Source organism: Lawsonibacter sp. JLR.KK007 (genome assembly GCF_036941135.1).
Lineage (GTDB): Bacteria > Bacillota > Clostridia > Oscillospirales > Oscillospiraceae > Lawsonibacter.
In genome coordinates this window covers 574,119-591,311 of the sequence record NZ_JAYWSY010000001.1, presented here as the reverse complement: position 1 = coordinate 591,311, position 17,193 = coordinate 574,119, and the positions used below count along the sequence as shown (strand labels likewise).

19 protein-coding genes and 1 tRNA gene are annotated in these 17,193 nt (G+C 61.7%); all 20 read right to left on the bottom strand.

Annotated features, from left to right (window positions below; translation table 11 throughout):
• Positions 1-63: 63 nt before the first annotated feature.
• The 20 genes from rapZ to VV088_RS03350 all read right to left on the bottom strand — a co-directional run bounded on the left by rapZ (position 64) and on the right by VV088_RS03350 (position 17,191).
• Positions 64-927: an RNase adapter RapZ gene (gene rapZ, locus VV088_RS03445; protein ID WP_334599392.1), complete on the bottom strand. Its 864-nt coding sequence runs from the start codon at positions 925-927 to the stop codon at positions 64-66.
• 25 nt (positions 928-952) lie between these two features.
• On the bottom strand, positions 953-1,408 hold the full coding sequence (locus VV088_RS03440) for a hypothetical protein (RefSeq protein WP_334599391.1): 456 nt from the start codon (positions 1,406-1,408) through the stop codon (positions 953-955).
• Positions 1,405-2,334: a UDP-N-acetylmuramate dehydrogenase gene (murB, locus tag VV088_RS03435; protein ID WP_334599390.1), complete on the bottom strand. Its 930-nt coding sequence runs from the start codon at positions 2,332-2,334 to the stop codon at positions 1,405-1,407. Before murB ends, VV088_RS03440 begins: the two co-directional genes overlap by 4 nt.
• Positions 2,335-2,445: 111 nt before the next feature.
• Positions 2,446-2,643, bottom strand: coding sequence for a hypothetical protein (locus VV088_RS03430; RefSeq protein WP_334599389.1), 198 nt, complete (start codon positions 2,641-2,643; stop codon positions 2,446-2,448).
• Between the two features lie 107 nt (positions 2,644-2,750).
• A complete protein-coding gene (locus tag VV088_RS03425; protein ID WP_334599388.1) occupies positions 2,751-2,933 on the bottom strand; it encodes a hypothetical protein in 183 nt (60 codons plus the stop codon).
• A 198-nt stretch (positions 2,934-3,131) separates the two neighbouring features.
• The gene (locus VV088_RS03420; protein WP_334599387.1) at positions 3,132-4,088 is read right to left on the bottom strand and encodes an ROK family protein; all 957 of its coding nucleotides are present in this window, start codon (positions 4,086-4,088) and stop codon (positions 3,132-3,134) included.
• A complete protein-coding gene (gene hprK / locus VV088_RS03415; protein WP_334599386.1) occupies positions 4,088-5,041 on the bottom strand; it encodes an HPr(Ser) kinase/phosphatase in 954 nt (317 codons plus the stop codon). Before hprK ends, VV088_RS03420 begins: the two co-directional genes overlap by 1 nt.
• 316 nt (positions 5,042-5,357) lie before the next feature.
• Positions 5,358-5,546, bottom strand: coding sequence for a 50S ribosomal protein L28 (gene rpmB, locus VV088_RS03410; RefSeq protein ID WP_008981056.1), 189 nt, complete (start codon positions 5,544-5,546; stop codon positions 5,358-5,360).
• 114 nt (positions 5,547-5,660) lie between these two features.
• A complete protein-coding gene (locus tag VV088_RS03405) occupies positions 5,661-6,881 on the bottom strand; it encodes an LL-diaminopimelate aminotransferase (RefSeq protein ID WP_334599385.1) in 1,221 nt (406 codons plus the stop codon).
• Between the two features lie 60 nt (positions 6,882-6,941).
• Positions 6,942-7,018 (bottom strand) — tRNA-Arg (locus VV088_RS03400).
• A gap of 154 nt (positions 7,019-7,172) precedes the next feature.
• Positions 7,173-8,381 carry a sodium ion-translocating decarboxylase subunit beta gene (locus tag VV088_RS03395; RefSeq protein WP_334599384.1) on the bottom strand — a complete coding sequence of 403 codons (1,209 nt, stop codon included), beginning with the start codon at positions 8,379-8,381 and terminating at the stop codon, positions 7,173-7,175.
• Between the two features lie 15 nt (positions 8,382-8,396).
• Complete coding sequence (locus tag VV088_RS03390) at positions 8,397-9,083, bottom strand: OadG family transporter subunit (protein WP_334599383.1); 687 nt, start codon at positions 9,081-9,083, stop codon at positions 8,397-8,399.
• Positions 9,084-9,101: 18 nt separating this feature from the next.
• Positions 9,102-9,503: a biotin/lipoyl-containing protein gene (locus VV088_RS03385; RefSeq protein WP_334599382.1), complete on the bottom strand. Its 402-nt coding sequence runs from the start codon at positions 9,501-9,503 to the stop codon at positions 9,102-9,104.
• 183 nt (positions 9,504-9,686) lie between these two features.
• Positions 9,687-10,823 (bottom strand): (R)-2-hydroxyglutaryl-CoA dehydratase subunit beta, encoded by a 1,137-nt coding sequence (hgdB, locus tag VV088_RS03380; protein ID WP_334599381.1) that lies wholly within the window; start codon positions 10,821-10,823, stop codon positions 9,687-9,689.
• Positions 10,824-10,826: 3 nt separating this feature from the next.
• Positions 10,827-12,266 (bottom strand): (R)-2-hydroxyglutaryl-CoA dehydratase subunit alpha, encoded by a 1,440-nt coding sequence (gene hgdA, locus VV088_RS03375; RefSeq protein WP_334599380.1) that lies wholly within the window; start codon positions 12,264-12,266, stop codon positions 10,827-10,829.
• Between the two features lie 16 nt (positions 12,267-12,282).
• Positions 12,283-12,453, bottom strand: a complete 171-nt coding sequence (locus VV088_RS03370; RefSeq protein ID WP_334599379.1) for a DUF6440 family protein — start codon at positions 12,451-12,453, stop codon at positions 12,283-12,285.
• A 14-nt stretch (positions 12,454-12,467) separates the two neighbouring features.
• Entirely contained in the window at positions 12,468-13,259 is a 792-nt protein-coding gene (hgdC, locus tag VV088_RS03365) for a (R)-2-hydroxyglutaryl-CoA dehydratase activase HgdC (RefSeq protein WP_334599378.1), read from the bottom strand.
• 17 nt (positions 13,260-13,276) lie between these two features.
• Entirely contained in the window at positions 13,277-15,025 is a 1,749-nt protein-coding gene (locus tag VV088_RS03360; RefSeq protein WP_334600458.1) for an acyl-CoA carboxylase subunit beta, read from the bottom strand.
• 246 nt (positions 15,026-15,271) lie between these two features.
• Positions 15,272-16,072: a glutaconate CoA-transferase subunit B gene (gene gctB, locus VV088_RS03355; RefSeq protein WP_334599377.1), complete on the bottom strand. Its 801-nt coding sequence runs from the start codon at positions 16,070-16,072 to the stop codon at positions 15,272-15,274.
• Between the two features lie 21 nt (positions 16,073-16,093).
• Positions 16,094-17,191: a CoA transferase subunit A gene (locus VV088_RS03350; protein WP_334599376.1), complete on the bottom strand. Its 1,098-nt coding sequence runs from the start codon at positions 17,189-17,191 to the stop codon at positions 16,094-16,096.
• Positions 17,192-17,193: the final 2 nt, after the last annotated feature.

The following is a 17,193-nucleotide window of genomic DNA, read 5'->3' as shown; positions in this document are numbered from 1 at the left end:
CGCCGCTCCAAACCATCCAGACTGAACCGTCTCATCAGCTGGTTCAACTCCATGGGAGGCCTCCTAATTCCGCCCCAGGTCCCGGTGGCTCTCGGCCAGCGGCCAGCCCTGGGCCTTGATTTTCTCTCCCAGCGCATGGGCTATGGCCACCGAGCGATGGTGGCCCCCGGTGCAGCCGATGGAGATGACCAGAGAGGTTTTTCCCTCCTCCTCATACCGGGGGAGCAGCCAGCCTACCAGGTCCCACAGCCGGTTTAAAAATTCCGTCCCCTGGCCGTTTTGAAAAACATAGTCCCGCACCTCCGCGTCCAGGCCGGTAAGGGGGCGCAGCTTGGCGACGTAGAAGGGGTTGGGCAGAAATCGGACGTCAAAGACCAGGTCGGCCTCCATGGGGACCCCGTGCTTGAAGCCAAAGGAGGTTACCCGCACCTCCATCCGCTCCCGGCCGGTGTCCGCCCGGCCGAACATCTGCCGCAGGACCCCCTTCAGCTTGGCGGTGGACAGGTTGGAGCTGTCGATGATCTTATCCGCCCGCTCCCGCAGAGGGGCCAGCATCTGCCGCTCCAGCCCGATGGCCTCCTCCAGGCTGTCCGCCTCCTCCGCCAGGGGATGGGAGCGGCGGGTCTCCTTATACCGCTTGATGATGGTCTCGCCGGAGGCCTCCATAAACAGGATGCGGTAGGCGCACTTCATCTCCTCCAGGACATCCAGGGCATGGAACAGGCCGTCGAAGTTGGTGCCTGTCCGGACGTCGGTGACCAGGGCCACCCGGTCGTACTTCCCCGGCCCCGCCGCGCACAGCTCCGCGAATTTGGGGATCAGCGGGGCGGGCAGATTGTCTATGCAGAAGTAGTCCATGTCCTCCAGGAACGAGGCGGCCTTGCTCTTCCCCGCCCCGGACAGACCGGAAATGATGATAAATTCCATGGTATCACTCTCTTTTGCAGAACTTTTAACCGGGTTCTCCCCGTTCCTTCTCCACCAGAGGGAGCAGCGCCGCCAGGATGGCCTCTCCCAACTCCCTGGGGCCAATTCCGTCCTGGAGCACTGTGCAGGGCTCCAGCTCTGGCACAAAGCCCCGCTCGGAGCGGCCGTCCCACCGGGTAATGGACAGCTGCGTCCCTCTCAGCGTCACATCAACCGAAGAGGACGCCGCCTGAAATGCCTTCCAACTCCGGAGCCCCGGCTGGAACCAGTAGCCCTTGGCCTCCGGGTCATACTGGATGTTCCCCGCTTTCAGTTCGTCCAGCAGTTCCAGCACTGCCGCCCCCAGTTCCTCCGCCTGGGGCGGCCAGGGCAGCTTTCGGGCCTCGTGGGAGGCGCATTTGATGCCCACCGTGGGCACCAGCAGGGTGGTCTTCTCCCGGACGGCGTAAATGCTCACCGGGTATCGTTCACTCAACTTCATTTCAGCACCTTGACCTCCAGCTCCAGCTCCACGCCGGTCTTCCGGAGGACCCGCTCCTTCACCCGGTCCACCAGCGTCAGCATGTCTGCGCAGGTCGCTCCGCCCCGGTTGACCAGGAACCCGGCGTGCTTTTCCGACACCTGGGCTCCGCCCACGGAGAGGCCCTTCAGCCCGCACTGGTCGATGAGGGCGGCGGCGAAGTGTCCCGGCGGGCGCTTGAACATGGACCCGGCGCTGGGGTACTCCAGGGGCTGCTTTTCCCGGCGCTGGGCGGCCAGCTCGTCCATGCGGACCTTGATGGCGGCGGGGTCCCCCTGGTCCAGGTGAAAGCGGGCCTCTAAAATCAGGCATTTACGGTCAGAGAAGATGCTTTTCCGGTAGCCCAGGCCGCACTCCGAAGCGGGCAGGGTACATATCGCCCCCGTCTCGTCCAAAAAGGTGACCGACTCCAGCACCTGGGCCATCTCCCCGCCGTAGGCCCCGGCGTTCATGGTGACCGCCCCGCCTACGCTGCCTGGGATGCCGCCGGCAAATTCCAGGCCGCCAAGCCCCCAATGCAGTGCGGTCTGGGACAGCTTGGACAACAGCGCCGCCCCTCCCGCATCTAAGAGCGGTCTGCCGCCTTTGGGGGGCGTCTTAAGGCATATTGCCTCGAATTCCCCCGCCAGCTTGACCACAAAGCCCGGATACCCCTCGTCCGCCACCAGCAGGTTGGAACCGTTGCCCAGGAAAAAGGGCTCGACGCCCAGCTCACGAGCAGTATTGATGGATGCCTGCACCTGCTCCATGCTGCCGGGCAGCGCCATCAGCGCCGCCGGACCGCCGATGCGGAAGGTGGTGTGCTTCGCCATGGACTCATCCGTCCGCAGCTCCAGCTCCGGACTGCGCTCTGTCAGCCGTTTTTTCAGTTCCTCCAGTCGTTCCATAGGCCCTCCCAATCTCAGGATCGTTATCGTTTGATTATAGCAGATTTTTGCGGAAATTAGAATAGGGGGAATCAAAAAAACTGCTGCGGATTTGTCCACAGCAGTTGGCCTCTATTCCCCGGCGGCCTGCACCGCCTTTCGTATGTCCTCCTCGGCTTCCTGCAGACAGTTCCAGATCACAAAAAATCCATCCGCATAGGGGTCCCGCACCCGCCCCAGCCCGTACATCATCAGCTCCACTGCGTTGACTGCGCATTTCAGCCGGTGTAACGGCTCCTCCAGGTCCAGCAAAAGTTCTTTTGTATTCACGTTTTCCTCCTTGCTTTTTGCCAGAAGGAATGGTATAGTGAAATTTGCCATTCCTTTCGGCATGGTTCAATAGGGTGTTGGTACAGCTTGTCAGGGCGGCCAACACTCTATTGCTTTTCCAGTTCCTCTTTCAGCAAATCAATCCCTTGCATGATTGCATCGGTTCTTGATACCCCTAATTGCTCGGCACAATCCTGAATTTTTTGTACTTCACCTTTAGAGATGCGCAGATTAATTTTTTCTGTACGGGATTCTTCGCCTTTAGGAGGTCTTCCAGTCCGTGGAGACACCCATTATCACCTCACTTTTGGGCATACATATATCATAAATTATGTATGCCCAAATGTCAAGAGATTTAAATATTAAAAAGAGCGGCAAGGACTACACCAATGAGGAGCTGTGCAATCTGATCGACACCATTGCAGAAGCGAAGGACCAGGAAACCTGAACATGAGCAAGGCCCGGGCAAAAGCCCGGGCCTTAACACGTCACACCAGATTACACAGCAGGGCCGCGCCAACCACACCGGCGTCGTTGCCCAGAGAAGCCTTCTCGATGCGGACGCGGTGGTTTTTGTCAAAGCTGCCGTTCCAAACCAGCTCACGCAGAGGGTTCAGCAGCAGATCGTCTTCGGCATTGCTCACGCCTCCGCCCAAGCAGATAATTTCAGGCTGAAGCATGTTCACCAGGTTGATCATGCCGATGGACAACCCCTGTAAGTAGTTGTTCAGCACCCGCTTTGCGGCGGCGTCCCCCAGGCGGGCGGCCTGGAAGGGAGTGCGGCCCTGGACCTTGTAGCTGTCGCCGTCCACCAGCGTCCACAGCTCGCTGTTCCGCTCCCGCTCCATCTCCAGCCGGGTGAGCTGGATCAGGGCGGTGGCCGAGCCGTACCGCTCCCAGCAGCCCCGGCTGCCGCAGCCGCACAGGATGCCGTTGGGCTGGATGATCATGTGGCCGACCTCCATTCCGGCGTTGGCAAAGCCGGTGAACAGCTTGCCGTCCAGGATCAGGCCGCCGCCGATGCCGGTGCCCAGGGTGATCAGCATCGCCGGGTCACAGCCCTTGGCCGCGCCCGCCCAATACTCGCCCACGGCGGCGCAGTTGGCGTCGTTGCCCAGGAAAACCGGGATCTCCCACTCCTTCCGGAACATCTCCCGCAGGGGCACGTCCCGGTCCCGGAAGGGCATGTTGGGGTTCTGGACGAACAGGCCAGACTTGTTGTCCACCACGCCGGGCAGGCCGATGCCCACCGACTTGATCTGGCTGGGGTCCACCTCCCCCACCTCGCACAAGCGCTTGGCCATCCGCACCAGCTCCCCGGCGAACTGCTCCGCCGTCATGTCCTTGGACACCGGAGTATTGACCTTGTTGAAGATATGCCCCAGCTCGTCCACCAGACCGGCCACCAGGTTGGTGCCCCCCACGTCAATTCCGATATAATACATCAGTTTGCTCCTCCTTCCAGTTGCTCCTGAAACAGTTTATCCATCCGGTCCGTCAGCTCCTGGGCCGCGTTGTGGCCCATCTTCCGGTTGCGGTTGTTCATGGCCGCTACCTCCACGATGCTGGCCAGATTCCGGCCCGGCTTTACCGGGATAGTGGCCGCAGGGACCTTCACCCCCAGAATCTCCGTAAAGTGAGACTCCAGTCCAAAGCGGTCGTACACCGCCTTGTCGTCCCAGGGTTCCAGGTTGACCACCAGATCAATCTCCTGGTTCAGCTTGATGGCGCCCATGCCAAGCAGGCGGCCGATGTCGATCACTCCGATGCCCCGCAGTTCCATGTAGCCGCGGATCAGCTCCGGAGAGGTGGCCATCAGGGTGTGGCGGCTGGTTTCCTTGATCTCCACCGCGTCGTCCGCCACCAGGCGGTGGCCCCGCTTCAGCAGCTCAATTGCCACCTCGCTCTTGCCCACGCCCGACTCCCCCTGGATCAGAATGCCTTCGCCGTAGACCTCCAGCATCACGCCGGAACGGGTGATCTCCGGGGCCAGACGGCTGTACAGGCGGCTGATCAGCGAGCTCATAAAGGGGGCGGTCCGCTGGGTGGAGCGCAGCACGGTCCGGTCGTGCTTCTCCGCCATCTCCATGCACTCGCTGGGCAGGTCCAGCCCCCGGGTGAGGATCAGCGCGGGCACCGGATAGGACATCAGCCTGTCAAACCGCTCCCGCCGCTGCTCCGCAGGCAGATCGCTGAGGTAGGTGTGCTCCGTCAGGCCGATGAGCAGCAGGCGCTCCGTATCGAAATGCTCAAAAAAGCCCGTCAGAGGCAGGCCGGGACGGTTGATGTCCAAGGCCCGCAGGGGTACGTTCTCGTAATCGGGGGCGGTGCGCAGGATCTCCAGGTTGAACTCCCGGATGATCTCCCCCAGCTTCACGCTGTTGTGCTGCTCTGACATAGGTCTGTTCTCCTCTCTGCTTGTTGCTTATATTCCATCGATCCGGTCCTCCACGACCGCCAAATTCCGATTCTTCATCAGCGCCGTGAAGCCCCCATCGTTCCGCTTCACAAACGCCGTCCCGCCTACGGTCCAGAGAAGATCGCCTCCATGCGCAAGGGGCTGGAACCCCCTCCCACGATCGCAGCAGGATGACCAAATACTGATATCAGTATAATCGAAACAGGGCTTTTCTGTCAATTCCTTATCTTCGCTTCCGGCGCAAGAAAACATAAAAAATCTCCCGTGCCAGGCACGAGAGATTTTTTATGTTCCATTACACAGCGCGGGTGACCTTACCGGAACGGAGGCATCTGGTGCAGACGTAGACGTGAGTGGGAGTACCATTCACGATTGCCTTAACCCGCTTCACGTTGGGCTTCCAGGTACGGTTGGAGCGGCGGTGGGAGTGGGAAACCTTGATGCCGAAGGTCACGCCCTTGTCGCAGAATTCGCATTTGGCCATGTTGCTTACCTCCTCGCTATGAGAATCTATACATCCAGGGAAAAATCGCCTTCAAAAAAGCTTCGACTGATATCATACCAGATTTTTTTGCGAAATGCAAGCTTTTTTTTCGCGTTATTGGAACATATTCCGCACCCGCTCCACGGCGGTCCTGGTATCCTCGGCGTCCCCGAAGGTGGTGAGGCGGACATAGCCCTCTCCGCTGGGACCGAAGCCGGCCCCCGGCGTGGTAGCCACGTTGGCCTCGGCCAGAATCCGGTCAAAAAACTCCCAGGAGCCCACCCCTTCCGGCGTCTTCAGCCAGATATAGGGGGCGTCCACTCCCCCGAAGCAGGTCAGCCCGGCGGAGGCCAGGCCCTCCCGGATCACCTTGGCGTTGGCCCGGTAGTAGTCGATGTTGGCTCTGATCTGCTTCCGGCCCTCCTTGGTGTAGATGGCCGCCGCCCCCCGCTGAACCACATAGGGCACTCCGTTGAACTTGGTGGTCTGGCGGCGGTTCCACAAGGTGTTCAGCTTTACGCCGCCCCGCTCCAGGTCCATCGGGACCACCGTGTAGGCACAGCGGTTGCCGGTAAAGCCGGCGGTCTTGGAGAAGGAGCGGAACTCAATGGCGCAGGTGCGGGCGCCATCGATCTCAAAAATGGTGTGGGGCACATCCTCACTGGTGATAAACGCCTCATAGGCGGAATCGTAGAGGATCACAGACCCGTGCGCATTGGCATAATCCACCCAGACCTTCAGCTTCTCCCGGCTGATCACTGCGCCGGTGGGATTGTTGGGCGAGCAGAGATAGATGATATCCGGAATTTCCTTAGGCGGCTCGGGCGAAAAGCCGTTCTCCTCCACGCAGGGCATATAGATCAGGCGGTTCCACTTGCCCAGCGCCTCCTGGTACTCCCCTGCCCGGCCGGCCATGGCGTTGGTGTCTACATAAACGGGATACACCGGGTCGCACACCGCCACCACATTGTCCACGCCAAAGATGTCGCCGATGTTGCCGCAGTCGCTCTTGGCGCCGTCCGAGACAAAAATCTCCCCCGGCTGGACGTCCACCCCCCGGGCGGCGTAGTCACCCTGGGCGATGGCCTCCCGCAGGAACTCGTAGCCCTGCTCCGGGCCATAGCCGTGGAAGCCCTCGATGGTACCCTGCTCCTCCACGGCGGCATGCATGGCCTTGATAACCTCAGGAACTAAGGGGCGGGTCACATCACCGATGGACAGCTTAATGATCTTCGCCTCGGGGTGGACAGCGGTGTAAGCGTTGATGCGCCGGGCCACCTCAGAGAAGAGATAGCTGCCGGGCAGCTTCAGAAAGTTTTCGTTGACTTTTACCATGGAGATCCGCTCCTTTGAGAGAAAATTAAAAAGGAAGACACGCCGCAAGGCGTGTCTTCCTGGTACGGGCGAAGGGATTCGAACCCCCGACCTACTGGTTCGTAGCCAGTCACTCTATCCAACTGAGCTACGCCCGCATACCGTAAAGAGGTGTTCCTCTTGACAGCTTGGTTATTATAGCACAGCTGATTTTGAAATGCAAGAGCTTTTTTCCATTTTTCAAATTTTTTTGCAAAGAGGACCCGGCGCGTCCTTCGACGCGCCGGGCTGGATAAATGAAATCTGCGGAGATCAGCCGCCGAACACCTTGATCATGAAGCCGGCCGCACAGGCGGAACCGATGACGCCGGCCACGTTGGGACCCATGGCGTGCATGAGCAGGAAGTTGGAGGGGTTCTCCTTCTGGCCCACGTTCTGAGCCACGCGGGCGGCCATGGGCACGGCGGACACGCCGGCGGAGCCGATCAGCGGGTTGACCTTGCCGCCGGTGACCGCATACATCACATTGCCCAGGATCAGGCCACCGGCAGTGGACAGCAGGAAAGCAGTCAGGCCCAGGACAATAATGAACAGGGTCTCGCCCTTCAGGAACTGATCCGCGCTGGCCTTAAAGCCCACAGACAGACCCAGAGGGATCGTAACGATGTTGATGAGGGCATTCTGAGCGGTATCAGACAGACGCTCGGTGACGCCGCTCTCACGGAACAGGTTACCCAGCATGAGCATACCGATCAGCGGGGCGGTGTCCGGAATCAGCAGCACCACGAAGATGGTTACAGCGATGGGGAAAATGATCTTCTCCGCCTTGGACACGGTGCGCAGCTGGCTCATCTTGACCTGGCGGGCCTCCTTGGTGGTGAGGGCCTTCATCAGAGGGGGCTGAATCATGGGGATCAGCGCCATGTAGGAGTAGGCCGCAATGGCGATGGCGGGCAGCAACTCCACAGCCAGCTTGGAGGCCGTCAAAATTGCTGTCGGTCCGTCAGCGCCTCCGATCACGCCGATAGCCGCCGCGTCAGCGGGGGTAAAGGTGATGATAGGGATAAAGGGCAACATGCCGTTCAGGGCGCTGGTGATGGGGCCCACACACAGGGCCATCAGGAAGGCGGCGAAGATGCCCAGCTGAGCGGCAGCGCCCAACAGCAGAGAGGTGGGGTTGGCCAACAAGGGACCGAAGTCGGTCATTGCGCCGATGCCCATAAAGATAATCGACGGATAGATAGCGTACTGAACGCCCTGATAGAGCACCCACATGAAGCCAACGGTACCACTGTGGGTAGCGGCGTCATAGACAGGCTCAGCAAACAGGCCGGTGATGGGCAGGTTGGCCAGCAGCACACCAAAGCCGATGGGGACCATCAGCAGAGGCTCATAGCCCTTGCCGATACCCATGTACAGCAGCACACAGGCGATGAACAGCATGATAATGGTCTTGACATCCAGAGCGGCAAAGCCGGAGCCGGACGCGATGGCGCTAATTACTCGAGTGAAAAATTCCATACTTTACCCCTCCTTTCAACCAATGGTGACCAGCAGGTCATCGGTGTTGACAGCGGTGCCCACAGAAGCGGCGACCGCCTTGACGGTGCCGGCCACGGGGGCGGACACTTCGATCTCCATCTTCATGGCCTCCAGGACCACGAGGACATCGCCGGCGTTGACGGTCTGGCCCACAGTGCACTCCACCTTGAAGATGTTGCCCGGCATGGGGCTCTTCACAGCGGTCTCGCCGGCGGCGGGGGCGGCGGCCACCGCAGGGGCCGGAGCAGCCGCAGGAGCGGGGGCCGGAGCCGCAGCCACAGGGGCCGGGGCGGGCGCGGGAGCAGCAGCCACAGGAGCGGCGGCTGCGGCGGGGGCAATGTTGGTGATCTGGAAGGAGCCCAGAGGCATACCAGATTCCTCCGCCACGGCGGCCATCATCACGGCTACCAGCTCGCCGTCATCCACAGCGGGGGCCGCGGGAGCCGCAGGCGCTGCCGGTTTAGGGGCGGGGGCGGACTTCTTGGCGGCAGGCGCGGCGGCAGGCTTATGCTGGGCGTCGATAGCGGCTACCACCTTGGAGATGACCATGATGACCACCATCAGGATGGCCAGCATCATGAACACCACCAGCAGGCCGGAGACAGCCGTCAGCAGGGCCTCGGGCACGGTCAGCGGCTCAAAGGGGTGCAGGATATACTTACTAGGATCAGTACTCGGCATAGTTGAAGCTCCCCCCTATCAACCCAGGGTAACCAGCAGGTCGTCGGTGTTGACGGCGGTACCCACAGAGGCGGCCACAGCCTTGACGGTGCCAGCCACCGGAGCGGACACCTCGATCTCCATCTTCATGGCCTCCAGGACGATGAGGACATCGCCGGCCTGGACGGACTGGCCCACAGAGCACTCCACTTTGAAGATGTTGCCCGGCATGGGGCTCTTCACGGCGGTCTCGCCAGCGCCGACTGCGGCAGGAGCGGCGGCGGGGGCCGGAGCGGGAGCAGCGGCAGGCGCGGGAGCCGCAGGGGCAGCCACAGGAGCCGCGGCCACAGGAGCCGGAGCGGCGGCAGCGGGGGCAGCGGCGCCGGTCCGCTCAACGGAGACGCTGTAGACCTTACCGTTGACGGTCACATTGTAATTCATAACTTCTTCCCCTTTACATTATTTCTGTTCCGGTCCCCGGCCAGGCCGGATGCCGAAACTCATTCGCGGTCCCCCTCCCGCCGGTTGGACGGGAGGGAGGCCGAAATTGGGAACATTATACCATTTTTTCATAAGAAGTGTCAATATAACAATAGACAGCCTTCTTACAATTGAACGGTTTTTTTACAGCACATCGGCAAATGCCTGAATGGCGGTGCTGGCCTGGCCGAAGTCCCGCATCTGCTGGTCCACGCCCAGCTTGATGTGGGGGATGCCGGCGGCGTCCAGGGCCTTCTTCAGGTAGGGGTACTCCATCTCCTCGGGGTCGCAGAACTGCTGCATAAACAGCACAAGCCCCTGAGCGCCGGAGTCTTTGATCTGCTTGACCACAAAGTCCGCCCGGCGGTTCTGGTTGGAGAACTCGTCGTAGAGCAGGATGTCGTAGTCCTGGTCGGCGTACTGCTGGGCCAGGGCCATCATGGGGTCGCCGGTCTCGGCGGCGTCCACCCGGATGGGACGGCTCTCGTGGGCCACGTCGTCGGCCGCGATGGCGATCTGGTTGTCGTCAAAGATCTGGAGCAGCTTGGGATTGTCGCAGATGATACCCGAGGTGAGCACCTTCTTGCCCTTCCAGTCGCAGGCGGGCAGGGCCTTCAGCTCGGCGTTCAGGCTCTCCAGCTTGGCGGTGTGGTCGTCCTTGATCATGAACCAGGCGGAGCGAAGCACGGCGGAGCGGGCCACGGCGGACACCACGTCGGGGTGCTCTCCGGCCAGCTTGACGAACTCCCGGCGGGCGGCCCGGCTGCGGTTGTAGACCTTGATGGCCTCCCGCAGGGCCTCGTCGGTGATGGTGTTGCCGGAGATCTTCTCCAGCTCACCCTTCACGTGCTGGTACTGGTCCATCGTGAACTGCAGGCCGAAGGCGGGCTTGCGCTGCTGGGGATGGGCCAGGAAGATGCAGGGCAGCTTGCCCTCCATGGCCACACGGAAGTTCTGGCTCATGGGGCGCAGGGTGTCGCAGATGGTGGGGGTAATCAGGCCGTCCAGGCCGTCCAGGGTGCCGTCCAGCAGCATCTCCAGAGCCAGCTGGGCGATGGTGCAGTAGAAGGTGGCACAGTACTCCTTGGCCATGGAGATGGTCTTCTTGTTGCTGCCCCAGATGCCCATAGGCACCATGCCGGCGGCATAGACCAGCTCCTCGGGGGCGTAGTAGGGCAGAACGCCGATCACCTTCTTGCCCTCGGCCTTGAAGGCCTGGATCTGACGGCGGGGGTGCTCGGAAATTTCCGCAAATTCCTTCAGCAATACTTCAATGCTCATCTCTCAGCCCTCCTTCGTTTCCGCATTGGCTTCCATGGCCTCCACCAGACCCTGGACGCGGGTCTCGTACTGGGCCTCGTTGAAGTTCCGGGGATCGGCCTGGTCGCCGTCGAAGCCAGCGCAGGGGATGCCCAGGTCCTCGGTGAAGCGGCGCTGCATCTCAGCCATGTAACCCGACCAGGGCTTGCAGGAACGGTTGTAATGGACCAGCACGCCGTCCACCTTGTTGTCCTTGCAGATGCCCTCACGCCAGGACACGCCCTGCTCGATACACACGGAGTTGGGGGCCTTGTAGTAGGCGCGAACCATCTCGTCCATGTTGTTGTACACAAAGCCGAAGGCGGGGGCGTACACCACGGCGGTGACGTTGACGCCGTGCTCCTTCAGGGGCTTGAACAGGTTGGGCAGCTTGGGCCAGCAGGGGATGCCCTCGAACATGACCCGGTACTGCTCGGGGAAGGGAGTGGTGGACTTGCCCGCCTTGACGGCCTCAGCCAGGTCCTTCTCCAGCAGCTCAAAGGCCTCGGCGGCCTGGACGCGGCCCCGGGCGGTGACCACGTCGGCCATGTGGTTGAACAGGTCGAAGCCGGAGTAGGGCGCGGGCTTGTACTGGAGGTAGTCGCACACCCGCAGCCAAGCGCTGGCCGTACGGTTGGCGTTGGCGCAGGCCTCCTCGAACTTCTTCTCGTCGAACTTCTTGCCGGTCAGCTCCTCCAGCTGCTTGATGGCGTGGTCGAACTGGGCCCGGACGTAGGCCACGTTGGTGTCGTGGACCTCCACGGTGTTGTTGTAGGGGATGTCGATCATGATCAGAGGCACGTTGCACATACGGGCAATGTTCTCGTACCACTTGGTCATGCAGTTGCAGATGTTGTTGCAGCACAGCACGAAGTCGGGCTGGGGCATCTGCATCTGGCGGTAGGGCTTGATGGCGGCCCGGCGCAGGTCCTTCTCCTTCCCGTCGGGGAGGGCCTCGATCTCATGGATATCGTCCAGGACGGTGTAGGGCTGCATGGTCTTGGGGTCCTTTTTGGGCTTGCCGGTCTCGGGGTCGATGACCACCTTACCGTTCTCGTCCTTCAGGGGACGGCCGCTGGCGGGGTCGATGACGTACTCGCCGGTGGCCAGGTCCAGCTTGCGGGAGGCCCGCTTGCCGGCGGCGTAGGCCAGGGAGATGCGGGCGTAGCCGCAGATGTCGTTGTCAAAGCCCAGGTCCTCGGCGGCCTGGCACATGATCTCGCCGTCCCGGTTGGCGGCGATGCCGGCGGCCTGGTTCTCGGGGTACATCACGTCCAGGTCAAAGGCGGCGGCCAGCTCACAGGGGAACTTGGAACTGGACCAGCCCACCAGCTTGCCGGCCTTTTTGGCCTCCCGGGCGTCGGCGTAGACGTCCTCAACGACCTTGCGCAGCGCCAGTACGCCGGGGCTCACTTCTTTTGCCATGGTAAATTCCTCCTAACTAGTTTTTCGTTACAACGGGCTTCCCGTTTTCGTCCAGAAGGACTGTAAGTCCTCCGGCATGCCCGTCATGATGCCAAAGATAGTTCACGCCAGTCTGGGTATCCACCCAGATTTCAGTCACGCTGGAAAAGCCCCCGCCCTGACGGTAACCCTTTTGAAAACGGTCCATTTCCCAGCGCCTCCTTACTTCTGCGCTTTCTGGTACTTCTGATAGGCGAACAGGGCCGCGCCCAGGGCGCCGTTGTACTGGGTAAGGGGCGAGGTGTGGATTTCCCGGCCCAGGGCCTCCTGGAGGGCGTTGACCACCCCGGTGTTCTGGGCCACGCCGCCGGTCATGACTACCTGGTCCTGCACTCCGATGCGGTGGGCCAGTCCGGCCACCCGGCTGGCCACCGACTGGTGGATGCCGTTGATGATGTCCCGCTTGTCGGTGCCCATGGACAGCTGGCTGATGACCTCGCTCTCGGCGAAGACGGTACAGGTGGAGCTGATGCCCACATACTTGGTGGACTGGGCTCCCAGCTCGCCCAGCTGCTCCACGTCCACCTCCAGCACCCGGGCCATCACGTCCAGGAACCGGCCGGTACCGGCGGCGCACTTGTCGTTCATCTGGAAGTTGGTCATCACGCCGTTTTCCACCCGCATGACCTTCACGTCCTGGCCGCCGATGTCGATTACAGTCTTGACCTCCGGGAAGAGGAAGGCCGCCCCCTTGGCGTGGCAGCTCAGCTCGCTCATCTGGCTGTCGGCAAACTCCTCCAGGGAGTTGCGGCCGTAGCCGGTGGCCAGGATAAAGGCCATCTCGTCCCGGGACTTTCCGGCCTCGGCCAGCACCTGGTCAATGGCCCGCTGGGGACCGCTGGTGCCCGCCCCCACCGAGATGAGGGACTTGGCTGCGATCTCCTTGCCGTCGGAGAGCATAATGCACTTGGATGCGGTGGAACCGATGTCGATTCCCAGGGTGTAGATACTCATAGGTTTCTTCTCCTAAATTATTTGTGCCCGTCCTCGTAGTCCTTGATGGTGCGCGGCAGCAGCATCTGGTGGAAGGGGCAGATGGAGGCGGGATTCTGGTAGCAGGAGTCGGCAAAGGCCACGATGTAGTTGCGCATCATGGGCATGTCGACAACCTCGTCCACCAGACCGGCCTGGGCGCAGAACAGGGGCTGAGACTTCACGTTGTAGTCGTCGATCAGGGCGTTCATCTTGTCGATGGTGGGCTGGAGGTCCTTGCCCGCCTTCTGGTCCTTGGCCAGACGGCCGGTGTACATGGCGTTGGCGGCGGTCTTGCCGTTCATGACGTTGATCTCGGTGGCGGCGGTGCCCAGGGAGAAGGCGTTGTTGTCGTTGCCCTGGGGTCCGCCCAGGACGTAGTGGGCGGCGGCGGTGCCCCGGCGGAGGGTGATCTCCATCATGGGCAGGCCGGAGGACTGGATGGAGTAGATCAGGGACTGGCCCAGGCCCAGCAGCTCGGCGACCTCGGCGTCGTCGCCCACGTCGATGCCGGTGGTGTCCTGAATCCAGATCATGGGCAGACGGTCCCGGGCGCACAGGGTGACGAACTCGTTCATCTTGATCAGGCCCTGGCGGTAGAGCTTGCCGCCCGCGCCCATAGCCTGACCATATTTTGCCATCTTATACTCGGGGTAGTTGGGGAAAATGCCCTGCTGGTTGGCCACCACGCCCACCAGCAGGCCGTCCACCTTGGCGATGCCGGTGATCATCTCGGGGCCGTAGCCCTTCTTGTACTCCATGAACTGGCTGCCGTCGAACAGGCGGCCCAGGACGGAATACATGTCGTAGGGGCGGTTCTTGTTGTTCAGCACCAGGTCGTACAGCTCCACGTCGGACATGGCGGGAGACTGGGGGGTGTCCACCCGGAAGAACTCCAGGTCGAAGGTGGGCAGCATGTCAACATACTTCTTGATGCCGGCAATGACCCCCTCCTGCTCGGTGTACACCTCACGGAAGAAGCCGGTCTCGCCGTAGTGGATGGAGACGGACCCGGGAGGATCGGCGCGCAGGCCCTTGGTGGCCTCGATCTGAGCCAGAGCGGCCTCCATGTCCACGTGGGGCTTGGGGTTCATGCCGCCCACGATGCCCGCGCCGCCCACGGCCATGTTGGCCTTCTGGTGGGCCACCAGCACGGTGGGGGAGATGGAGTGGTAGCCGCCGCCGGCGGGGTTGGTGCCGTGGATGCCCACGATGACGGGGATGCCCATCTGGTTCAGCTCAGAGTTGCGGTAGAAGGGGGTGCCGCCGCCCCGGCGGTTGGGGTACACCTTCTCCTGCTTGTCCAGCTCTACGCCGGCACATTCCAGCAGGTAGATCAGGGGGATGCGCAGCCGCTTGGCGGTGTCGCTGCCCCGGAGCAGGTTGTCCGCCTGACCGGGCACCCAGGTACCGGCGTGTTTCTTGTTGTCAGAGGCGATAATGCAGCACCACTTGCCGTTCACCCGGCCCAGGCCCTTGACGATGGAGGTGGAGCCGTTCTTGTTGTGCTCGGGGTTGTACAGACTGTTCAGGGGGCACCAGGTGCCAGCGTCCACCAGCAGGGCGACGCGCTGCATGGCGGTGAGCTGGCCCTTGGCGTTCATGTCCGCGTCGGCCTTGCCGGAGTTGAGCGCGTCCACGATATGGGCGTGGATGTCGTCCTCAATGGCCCGCAGCTCGTTGACGTTCTCCGTGTTGGCCTTGACCGGCTTGCCCACCACGGGCATATTTTGGAAATACCGGGGCATGGAATAATTACCCAATGTAAACTCCTCCTAAATCTTGTATGGAGCCCCGCCCGGAGGACGGGGCGTCCCATCGCTATTTTTTCCGCAGATTCAATCCAATCCAGCAGCATCCGCCGCCGATCACCGTTGCCAGGTATAGAACAGGCGGATTGGTATATTGGTACACGGGACAAATTTGGATAAAAAACCATCCAATTATGGCAATGACCACAGCTGCCGCAATGGAAATAAACAGGTTTTTCATGCTTACTCTTTGGGAATCTTGATAAACGCCTGGCCGGGGTCGATCTCCTCCCGGATGATGCGCAGGATCTCCTGGTCGGGGTCGGGGAAGACCTCGGCCTTGGAGCAGTCGATCTCGAAGCCGGTGTTCTCCTGGACGATCTCGGGGGTAACGCCGGGGAACATGTAGGCGCAGTACATCCGCTTGGTCTGCTCGTCGAACTTCATGATGCCCAGGTCGGTGACCACCATCTGGGGGCCCCGGTTGCCGGGCAAGCCAACCTTCTCACGGCCCCCGGGGCCGTCCATCCAGCCGCAGGAGGTGATGTAGTCCACCTTCTCGATGAAGCGGCGCTTCTGGTGCTGCATCATGATGATGGTGTTGCAGTAGGTGGCGATGCCGTTGGCGCCGCCGGAGCCGGTGAAGCGGGTGGTGGGCTGAAGGTAGTCCCCCTTGCCGAAGATGCAGGTGGAGTTCACGTTGCCATAGGGGTCGATCTGGGCACCGCCGATGAAGGCGATGAGGCGGTCCTCATCGTGGAGCCACTCGTTGGCCTCAAAGCCGATGAAGCGGATGTTGGGCCACTGCACGGCGCAGTGGGCCATGAAGCGGTTGTCGCCCACCGAGCGGGGGACCTCCACGGGGGAGCAGTCCATCAGACCGCTCTCCACGATGGGATGGCAGGAGGGGCAAACCACCCGCTTGGCCAGGGAAGCCCCGATCAGGGGAAGGCCGGTGCCCACGATGACGATCTGGTTCTCTTTGATGTTCTTGGCGATGGCGTAAGCCTGACGCTCCTGCTTGGTAATCTTATATTCAGCCATTTTGATTTACCTCCCTGTTTATTAGTGGCGGGTGGAGTAGCCCAGGTGGGGCTCGTTTTTCAGCCGCATCAGACGGGAACCGCCGATCTTATCCAGCAGCTCGTCGTGGTCCTTCACGCTGTAGACCCACTTCTCCATGTAATCCTTGAAGGTCTCGGGGATGGCGGTTCCGGCCGCGGCGTCGTCGGCGGCCTTCTGAGCCTTGGCGGCGGCAGCGGCGGCCTTCTCGTCGCCGGGCTTGGCCTCGGCGGCCTTCTGAGCCTTGGCGGCGGCCTTGGCCAGCTGGGCCTTGGCGTCCTCGGCGTCCTGATACTTGGAGGCCTTGTCGTACTCGATCAGGGCATGGGAGTCGTTGTCGTAGTAGTTGTAGCACTGAGAGGGCCACGCGCCGTAGGGAGCATGGACCACGGCGGAGACGCACTCGCCAAAGATGCGGGTCAGGGTGGGATCGCGGCGGATGTACTCATCGCTCACCAGCTCCTCGCAGGTGACGATCACCTTGCGGGCGGCCACGGCGACGTCCACGTCATGGAACTCGTCGCCCTCGATGATGCAGGTGCCGTCGGGGCTGGCCTTCTGCACATGGATGACGGCCAGGTCCAGCTTGGGGGTGGGCACGGCCACCACCTTCTCACCGGGGTTGAAGGGGTTCTCAATCTCCACGCACTTCAGGTCGTCCACCTTCTCCAGGGTCTTGCGCTGCTCCTCGCTGATGCCCCAGTACTTCATCAGGCCGGAACCCTGCATCAGGCGCACCGGCAGGAAGGGCAGGCCCAGAGAGGCGGCGTGAAGCTGAAGCATCAGAACATCCTGAGAGTAATCCTCATAAACCAGCTGGCCCTTCTCAATGGCGGCGCGGAAGCGGCGGGAGACGTTGGTGTAGCCGGAGTTGGCGGTGTAGCAGTTGATGTACGCCTTCACCCGGCCCTCGCCGATCATCATGTCCCAGTCGCCGCCGGCGGGGCCGGCCCAGACGGTGAAGTCCTTCTGGCCCTGGCGCAGGATCTCGCTGAGCACGGCGTAGGGCTTGCGGTTGGTGGTGAAGCCGCCGAAGCAGACGCAGTCTCCGCTCTCGACGAATTTTGCCACGGCGTCGTGCATGGAATACACTTTGTTCATAG